This window comes from Legionella sp. (assembly GCF_047605385.1).
Classification (GTDB): domain Bacteria; phylum Pseudomonadota; class Gammaproteobacteria; order Legionellales; family Legionellaceae; genus Legionella.
Map to the genome: position 1 here is coordinate 1 of NZ_JASGFU010000085.1, position 9,412 is coordinate 9,412.

Genomic DNA, 9,412 nt, shown 5'->3' on the forward strand with positions numbered 1-9,412 from the left:
GTTTAAAATCCATCCAATGTTTTTTAAGTAGCTCACGGCCTTCAAATGTTACACACAGCGAATAAAAAGGACTTTGACCTTTAAAAGGTCTTTCAGCAGTTACCTGGGCAAACAACCCTTTACTACGGAGATGCAGTTTAAAATCCCCCCAATGCTTTGTAAGTAAGGTCTGGCCTTCAGGTGTTGCACATAGCAAATAAAAAGGACTTATACCTTTAAAAGGTCCTTCACCAGTTACCTGGGCAAACAACCCCTCACTACTGAGATGCAGTTTAAAATTATCCCAATGCTCTGTAAGTAAGGTCTGACCTTCAGGTGTTACACATAGAAAATAAAAAGGACTTTGACCTTTAAAAAGTCCTTCAGCAGTTACCTGGGCAAACAACCCTTTACTACGGAGATGCAGTTTAAAATCTTCCCAATGCTTTGTAAGTAAGGTCTGGCCTTCAGGTGTTGCACATAGCCAATAAAAAGGGCTTTTACCTTTATCAGGTCCTTCACCAGTTATCTGGGCAAACAACCCTTCACTATTGAGATGCGGTTTAAAATCCTCCCAATGCTCTGTAAGTAAGGTACGACCTTCAGGTGTTTCACATAGCAAATAAAAAGGACTTTTGTCCTTATCAGGTCCTTCAGCGGTTACTTGCGCAAACAACCCTTCACTACATAGATTCTGTTTAAAATCCATCCAATGTTTTTTAAGTAGCTCACGGCCTTCAAATGTTACACATAGCCAATAAAAAGGACTCGTACTGTTACCATTTTGCGGTGTAAATAATGCTTCTGTGGTTAGTAAAGGCGCGATGATGTTCATTTTTTGATGTACCCACTTTCGGCCTTCATCGGTGTCCATCAAACAAGCAAAAATAGGATTGAGTTGAGTCTTTGCTCCAGTACTTTGTTGAGTAAACGCGGCTGTTAATGCTTCTTTAATGAAGGCGTTTTTTTGGGTAGAGAAAAATTTGGTCCATCGTGCGCTATCTGATGCGAGGACATGGAGAAAAAGAGGGGAGAGGATTCCTTCTTTAGAACAGTATTGGCGTATTATTTCTTTTGGTTTAATCTCAATGAGTTTCTTGTGATGCATCCGGTATAAGTGCACTGCTTTTTGGTACTGCACGAGAAGACTGCTGTCGTTAAACAATACATCCAATCCTTTCTGGCGCAGCTTGGCGACTGTCAATAGTTTAGGATGATCGACATGTAGTTCCATCCTAAGCACTAATTGCACGAAATAATCTTCATTAGAAATCGTTGCTATAGCTGCCATAAGTGCTTCACGGCATTCCTTATTTTCAATAGTTTGCTGCAGTATATAGAGTTTTTCATTAAAACACAGATTAAGAAAGAGACAACACCCATTATTCATTTGATGATGAAACAGCATGGTTGCGGCGTGTTTATGTAGTAATAATGGTTTTACATTATCTTTTGATACCTTATTAAGAAATTTTTCTACATAGTCGCTGAGATTTTGACTTAATGGTGTGTTTGTCTTGTTTAACGAATGATGATTCGCTTTTATGTTTGAGGAAGAAGATTGCTGCGATAATGCTTGGTCTGATGGTTGGGTAGCAGCTTTAATATTGCTGGGCGATTTGGTCTTGGATTCCAAAGCTGGTTGAGGTGTAATAATGGGCTGTAAAGGAGTTCTGATCGCAGGATCTGGATTCATCTTTAGTTTAAATTCTTCACCATCCTGTCCCAAATAGGCAATGATATCCAAAGACATTTCCACGTGTCCTTGGCGGTACAAATCGCATGCTTGCTGATACAAGAGTGTGCGGCGTTCTTCCTCCTCCATGTCTATCGTCTGTAAGGGCGCCCACACTACATGCGGCGTCTCTTTAAAAAAATCAAGCAGTGCGTGTGCATCATGAGTTGGTGTCTGCACGATGATGACTGTTTCTGTCGCTCGGGTAAGCGCCGCTTTGAATTTATTGAAATACAGTTCCAATTCTGAGCTTTCATTGGCATGAAATGAAGGTGCTGAAGTGCCGGTTTTCTCTTGTCGAATTAACGAATTAAGCCTTGCGTGTGTTGAGTCAAAGGGAAAGGCAACAATAATCCGTTTAAACTCTAAACCTAAAATAGGATTGTCTTTAGTGAAGGCGCATAAAGGAGTAATCCCTAGGGCATCAAAGGCTTGCTTTGATGCGTCGGTTAAATACACGACCGCTGTATCGGGTTCGAGTACTATCTGCTTTAGAAAGTGAATATCTTTTGTAGTTCCTTCAGAAAAACAGACGAAACCGTTCGTTGCATTGCATGAGGTTAATGGATTACTGGTACGTGCTTGCTTTCGTTTCGGGCTAATATAATGAGTGACCAAAGAATCGACTCGTTCTGCCAGGGTAATGGGAAACTTTGGACAGCGATGACTGCCAGAAAGCGTCTGATACGTTATTTTTCCTTTGCCTATCAACGTCAAAAATATCTCATTGACGCGACGTTTAAAACAAATACTCTGACTGTCATTCATCGCAATCAATGCTGCTGCAGAAGGCAACACTCCTGGAGGAACGTTCTGTGCCTCATCGATAAATAGGTAATCTTCTTCGGGGAGGCTTGTTCGAGGCTGATATAGATAAGGGTCAAAGCCTTGATGTGCTACCAGGTGGGCCTGATACTGTTGTTGTAATGCCAATAACTCTTGAGCGGTACGGTGTTTGTCTTCGGACTCCAGGAGCACCGAACCGAATTCGGGGCGTGCATAAAGTGCTGCTGCATCTTCGGTAGGATGTAGTATCTTAAGCCCATTAAGAATACAGAGCTCCTGATAAACTTGCAAACGGCTTACTCTTGCAATGGCTTGAATACGCTCAAAGGCTTCCTTTGAAAGCCAATGCAAAAAATCATGATAATCTCTACTCTGAATCTCCTGTGGAATGCCATCCAGATGTCGATACAAGGCATCTGGCGTGACTATATGCACTGGATTAAATCGCTTATTGTGCTCAATTTCACGATACACCGAATGATTTTCCCATTCTTGTTGTATGTGACGTTGTAATGGAACATGAGGTACAATGACCCATATCCGACGTGTTGCATGTTCATCGGTGGCCAGTATCCTTGCTAAAGTCACCATACGTTGCATTAATACCAATGTTTTGCCTGAACCGGCTTCGCCAAAAAGTACGGGGGTCTGTTCCTCATACGTAGTACCAAGCACCTTCTGCTGTTCTTTAGTAGCAGCAATAAAGTGTTCTCCATATTCAACCAACTGATGCGTTGTTTTTTCGCTTTTGCAGGGTATTAGTCCACTATGCTCTGCATTCACAACATACACTGCTCCTTGAGCACAGCGTTCAATATGCTGTGTTAATTGAGATGAGGTTAATTGGGTAATGCACTTGGACTGTTCGTATTCATGGTTCAATAAACATTCCACTAAAACCAGCGTCGGAATGCGTTCAATCACTCCTTTAGCCAATAATAGCCGACCTTTTCCTTCAAGTCGCATGGAATACATTTTTGAGGGGAGTAGTTTTTCAAAATCACTACCATGCGTCCCCGTTAATAATTTAATGAGTGCTTTATCTAAAAACATACGGCTCTTTTCATTAAATAGGGAATCAACAAAATCAGGAATAATGATTTGATGGGCGATTGGTGTAGGAGCTTTGATCATTGAAGCATGAATTAAGAAGTTAATGTTGTATAAACTCTACCATAAAGCAAAATTATTTGCCAGATTGCAACGATATAGTTTAATTGTTCTTGTATTGATCTGCCAGTTTTATCCAAAAACAGCTACATGCAATTAATTATAAATCTGCTAGTCTTTAAAGTAGACACATCAGTATTTTAAGGAGAAAACGATGTATAAGAGGGTATTGTTTGCGACCGACTTTGATGAAGTTGGAGTGTTGGCAGCCCATAAAGCAAAGAAAATTGCTGATGAAAATGGAGCTGATTTAATATTAGTTCATGTTGTTGAGCCTATACCAGCTTATGCTTATCCCGGCTTTGCAGGATTTGCTGAAGTGGAAATGTCTATTCGTGAACAGGCTGAAAAAGAACTTAATGATTTGGCCAAACAGTTAGGAGTTGATGCAAAGCATCGATTTTTAGAGTTTGGCTCTACTAAGAATGAAATATTACGCGTTGCCCAAGAGCGTAATATTGATTTAATTGTTACTGGAAGCCATGGAAAACATGGGCTTTCTTTACTGCTTGGTTCTACTGCAAATTCAATTTTGCATAATGCGCAATGTGATGTGCTGATTGTGCGCTCTAAAGTAGATGAAAAGCACGCCAAATAGTAATGCGTAGCAAGATAACCCTACCGTCGACGTGATACAACTTGTTCTTGAGAGGACCTCGTACATAGTGAGGACTCTCAAGAATAGCTTCTTCGTCAAGTCATTTTACATTTTTCAACCGCTCAGAAAAGCAGTATACTATGAAGTTTTCGTTTACTGATTGAATGATTCAATGAAATTGTTGCGTGGTATTCAACATTTTTCTAGTTTTGCAAAAGGTGCCGTGGCTACCATTGGCAATTTTGATGGGGTGCATTTAGGTCATCAAAATTTATTAAAAAGCTTACGTGCTAAGGCAGATGCATTAAATCTTCCATTAGTACTTATTTTATTTGAACCACAACCACGAGAATATTTTCAAAAAGATAAAGCACCTGCTAGACTGTCAAGTTTACGCGAAAAATTGAATATTTTACGTCACTATCAGATTGATTACGTTTATTGTGTGATGTTTAACCATATTTTGGCACAAACACCAGCAGCTGATTTTGCACGTCATTACTTATTTTCGATGTTCAACGTCAAACATCTTTTAGTAGGTGAGGATTTCCGCTTTGGAAAAAACAGAGAAGGTGATGTGAACTTGCTTAAACGCTTAGGTTCAGAATATGCTTGTGATGTGCAGGTTTATTCTAATTTTTGTATGAAGGAAGTACGTATTAGCTCCACAAATATTAGAGCAGCATTACAAGCAGGTGATCTTGAAAGTGCATCTACTTATCTAGGAAGGCCTTACGCTATTTGTGGGCGAGTGATGCATGGTGATAAACGTGGGCGCGAGTGGGGTATTCCTACGGCGAATATCGGATTACGTCGTTTATCGCTCCCTTTACAGGGCGTTTTTGTAGTCCAGGTTCGTCTTGCATCACAACAAATCGTGTATGGTGTGGCAAATATTGGGAAACGTCCTACAATAGATGGCAGCAAAAGCATTTTAGAAGTCCATCTATTTGATTTTGATCAATCCATTTATGGTGAATTATTGCAAGTGATGTTCTTGCACAAGTTGCGTGATGAGGTTAAATTCTCTTCAGTGGGAGCTCTAATCGCACAAATTAAAGATGATATTGTGGTGGCGAAAGCATTCGTCAACAATTTAACGACTTCGCAAAGTGGTGAGCAGTTATGGCAGAATATAAAGACACATTAAATCTTCCTAATACCTTATTTCCAATGAAAGCAAGTCTTGCTACTCGTGAGCCAGAAGCACTGGCTGCATGGCAGGAAAAAAAGGTATATGGACAAATTCGTAAGGCACGTGCTGGCGCTAAAAAATTTATTTTGCATGATGGTCCTCCTTATGCAAACGGTCATTTGCACTGTGGCCATGCTTTAAATAAAATTCTTAAAGACATTATCATTAAATCCAAAACCTTCAGTGGCTTTGATGCACCTTTTGTTCCTGGTTGGGACTGCCATGGCTTGCCTATTGAACTTAATGTTGAGAAAAAAATTGGCCGTGTCGGTGATAAGGTTACTGCCAAAGAATTTCGTGCGAAATGCCGTGAATACGCAGGCAGCCAAATTGATATTCAACGTGAAGAATTTCAACGTTTGGGTGTTCTTGGTGACTGGTACAACCCGTATGTCACTATGGATTTTAGTTATGAGGCAAATATTGTTCGTGGGTTAGGGCTGATGATCAAGAATGGTCATTTGCAACAAGGTTTTAAACCAGTTCATTGGTGTATCGAATGTGGTTCTGCTCTGGCTGAGGCTGAAGTGGATTACGAAGAAAAAACTTCCTTATCAATTGATGTAGCTTTTGTAGCAGTCGATCCGCAAGAATTTACCGAGAAATTTCATATGATTGCTGAAGAGAAAAAAGTCAGTGTGCCTATTTGGACAACCACACCTTGGTCTTTACCTGCGAACGAAGCGGTGAGTATGCACCCTGAAGTTGATTATTCTTTAATAGACGCTGGAGCATTTTACCTTGTTATTGCCACTGAGCTTATTGAATCTACTATGGCACGTTACGGTATTAGTGAATACACCATTAAAGGCACAGCTTACGGAAAGGTATTTGAATATTTAAAATTAAAACATCCTTTTTATAATCGTACTGTCCCAGTCATTCTTGGCGGACATGTCACTACTGATTCTGGTACTGGAAATGTGCATACTGCACCAGCTCATGGCCCAGATGACTATTTAATCGGTCAAACCTATAATCTGCCATTGGTTAATCCTATAAAAGCAAATGGTTGCTTTGCCGAAGATGTTGAATTATTTGCTGGTATGCATGTATTCAAAGCCAATGAGCCTATTGTTGACGCCTTAACTGTTAATGGTGTGCTTTTAGCCAAAGAAACTATTCGTCATAGTTACCCACATTGTTGGCGCCACAAAACGCCAATGATTTTCCTGGCTACTCCGCAATGGTTTATTTCTATGGATAAAAACCAGTTACGATCTGCAATTATAAGTGAAATTAATCAAGTTAATTGGGTACCTGATTGGGGTAAAGCACGTATCAGTACAATGGTTGAAAATAGACCTGATTGGTGTATATCGAGACAAAGGGCGTGGGGTACTCCTATGCCTTTATTTGTCCATAGTACTACTCGTGAACTACATCCAAAGACTTTAGAATTTATTGAAATAGTTGCAACCCGTATCGAAGAGGCGGGCATTGATGCCTGGTTTGAGATGGATAAGGAAGAATTACTTGGTGATGATGCGCCATTTTACGATAAAATCAATGATACCATGGATGTATGGCTGGACTCCGGAGTAACTCATTTCTGCGTATTGAAGCACAATAAAGAGCTTGTATTCCCTGCAGATATTTATTTCGAAGGTTCAGATCAGCATCGTGGTTGGTTTAACTCTTCGTTAACCACATCTGTTGCCATGTATGGTGTTGCTCCTTATAAAACAGTATTAACTCATGGTTATACTGTGGATGCTGAAGGGAAAAAACTGTCGAAATCTAAAGGTAATTATGTTGCATTAGATCAGTTGGTTAATCAGCATGGCGCCGATATTTTACGTCTTTGGGTTGCCTCTACTGATTATCGTCATGAGGTGAGCATTTCTGAAGAAATTATCAAACGTAATGCCGATGCTTATCGTCGTATTCGTAATACAGCACGCTTCTTATTAGCAAATCTGTTTGATTTTGATCCTGAAATAGATATGGTTCAAGAACATGATTTGGTTGAGTTGGATAAGTGGGCAATAAAGCGTTGTCAGCTTTTACAAGAAGAGATCATTGCGGCTTATGAAAGCTACCAATTTCATATTATCTATCAGAAAATTCATAATTTCTGTGGAGTGGATATGGGTAGTTTTTATCTGGATCTCATTAAAGATCGGCAATATACTACAGCCAAACAAAGTAAAGCACGGCGTTCTTGTCAAACAGCGATGTATCATATTATTAGAGCATTCACTTTGTGGTTAGCACCTATATTATCATTCACTGCAGAAGAGATTGCTAAATACATTCCTGCTTATCCACATGAAACAATTTTTACTGAGCTTTGGTATGATGCTTGGCCCAAGATTGATACAGTGGATATGGCGCAATGGGATGAGTTACATACAATTCGTGATGAAGTGAATAAATCATTAGAAGAAACACGACAAAAAGGTGAGATAGGCTCTGCTTTAGCTGCCGAAGTTACTTTATACGCGAATGAAAAAGTCTTCCCCAAATTAACGCGTTTGAGTGAAGAGTTACGCTTTTTATTAATTACCTCAGGTGCTACTGTTCATCCACTGGAGTCTGCTCCTACACGCTTAACTCCTAATGAATGTGGTGTTGCGATTCAAGTTGCACCCAGTTCTTATGAGAAGTGTACGCGCTGTTGGCATCGTCGTCCTGATGTAGGGCAGGATGCACAACATCCTGAACTCTGTTTACGCTGTGTCAGCAATATTAGCGGTCATGATGAAGTGAGACAATTTATATGAAAAAATGGCATTGGTTTGTGCTGAGTATTTTAGTTATTATTGGTGACCAGGCGAGCAAATATTGGGCTGGAACATCTTTAATTCCTTACAAGCCAATGCCTGTGATGCCTATGCTCAATTTTACCTTGGCATATAATACTGGTGCTGCATTTAGCTTTTTAAATGGAGCAGGTGATTGGCACCGTTGGTTTTTTGCTGGGTTTAGTTTACTCATGAGCACAGTTTTAGTCGTTTGGTTATACCGTGTACCGAGCCATTCATGTTTATTGTCTGCGGGTATTAGTCTCATTTTAGGTGGTGCCGTAGGTAATTTAATTGATCGCGCGTTTTATGGATATGTTATTGATTTTATTGATGTTTATTATCAATATCATCACTTTGCTACCTTTAATATTGCAGATAGCGCCATTTGTGTAGGTGCTGCTTTTTTTATTTTGGATGTTTTAATTCATCGTAAGTAGATTAAACTTTACAGGTTTTCTTTCTGCGTTTAATATGGAGTAATATCGCGTCATATTAAACAGGGTTTATAATGATCTTAGATAAATTGCTGTGCAATCAATCCGTAATCATATCATTGGATGTTGATAATTTTTTATTTGATCGATTACAACAAATCGCTGATTCTGGTTTTTCTTTAGTAGAAATTAATTCTACCGATGGCAAGTTATTACAACAGGCCATCGCTCAATTTCCCTCAATAAAAATTGGTGCTGGCGGTATTATTGATATTTTGCAATTGGAAAGTTGTTATCGTGCCGGGGTACATTTTGCAACCAGCCCAGGGTTGCTTCCTGCTATTGCCCAAACAGCGACTGTTTATTCAATAAATTATTTGCCTGGAGTAGGGACTGTTTCTGAAGCCATGACGGCTATGAACTTTGGTTATACTCATGTCCGACCTTTCCCTGCGAATTTGGCTTTTTGTTCTGTTTTAAATAAGTGCTTACCCAATTTAAAATTATTCCCAGCTGAAATTGAATGGGAAGATGCGGAGTATTTTCTAAATTTACCAGCAGTTGCAGCGGTTGGTATTAATAACCCTGATCAAAAACAGTTGAATGCTCTGGCTTCGAGTATCTTGGCGTAAACAAGAAATAATTATGCACACTTTTTGGTACATATTTTTAAATAAAAAGGAGCATTTTTTGAAAAAATCGTAACTCCTCAGGTATTTAATTGAGCTCACCGGGCTTCCCCTCTCCACCGCGCGCAGCGTGGGG

6 protein-coding genes are annotated in these 9,412 nt (G+C 39.7%); 5 read left to right on the forward strand and 1 reads right to left on the reverse strand.

The features are described 5' to 3' along the window. On the reverse strand, positions 1 to 3,634 hold a 3,634-nt coding region (locus QM652_RS12965; protein WP_415076474.1), incomplete at its 3' end, for a hypothetical protein. 190 nt (positions 3,635 to 3,824) lie between these two features. Here QM652_RS12965 and QM652_RS12970 point away from each other — a divergent pair. From QM652_RS12970 to QM652_RS12990, 5 genes are all read left to right on the forward strand, one after another. Next, a complete protein-coding gene (locus QM652_RS12970) occupies positions 3,825 to 4,268 on the forward strand; it encodes a universal stress protein (protein ID WP_415076476.1) in 444 nt (147 codons plus the stop codon). Between the two features lie 172 nt (positions 4,269 to 4,440). Further along, positions 4,441 to 5,418 (forward strand): bifunctional riboflavin kinase/FAD synthetase, encoded by a 978-nt coding sequence (gene ribF, locus QM652_RS12975; protein ID WP_415076478.1) that lies wholly within the window; start codon positions 4,441 to 4,443, stop codon positions 5,416 to 5,418. Beyond that, positions 5,394 to 8,189 (forward strand): isoleucine--tRNA ligase, encoded by a 2,796-nt coding sequence (gene ileS, locus QM652_RS12980; protein ID WP_415076480.1) that lies wholly within the window; start codon positions 5,394 to 5,396, stop codon positions 8,187 to 8,189. The genes ribF and ileS overlap by 25 nt, the downstream gene beginning before the upstream one ends. After that, positions 8,186 to 8,650, forward strand: a complete 465-nt coding sequence (lspA, locus tag QM652_RS12985; RefSeq protein ID WP_415076482.1) for a signal peptidase II — start codon at positions 8,186 to 8,188, stop codon at positions 8,648 to 8,650. The genes ileS and lspA overlap by 4 nt, the downstream gene beginning before the upstream one ends. Positions 8,651 to 8,721: 71 nt before the next feature. Next, positions 8,722 to 9,279 (forward strand): multidrug DMT transporter permease, encoded by a 558-nt coding sequence (locus QM652_RS12990; protein ID WP_415076484.1) that lies wholly within the window; start codon positions 8,722 to 8,724, stop codon positions 9,277 to 9,279. Positions 9,280 to 9,412 lie beyond the last annotated feature (133 nt).

Bases quoted from the DNA above. Each gene is read 5' to 3' on its own strand.
- QM652_RS12970 (WP_415076476.1), top strand. From the start codon at position 3,825: ATGTATAAGAGGGTATTGTTTGCGACCGACTTTGATGAAGTTGGAGTG.
- ribF (WP_415076478.1), top strand. From the start codon at position 4,441: ATGAAATTGTTGCGTGGTATTCAACATTTTTCTAGTTTTGCAAAAGGT.
- ileS (WP_415076480.1), top strand. From the start codon at position 5,394: ATGGCAGAATATAAAGACACATTAAATCTTCCTAATACCTTATTTCCA.
- lspA (WP_415076482.1), top strand. From the start codon at position 8,186: ATGAAAAAATGGCATTGGTTTGTGCTGAGTATTTTAGTTATTATTGGT.
- QM652_RS12990 (WP_415076484.1), top strand. From the start codon at position 8,722: ATGATCTTAGATAAATTGCTGTGCAATCAATCCGTAATCATATCATTG.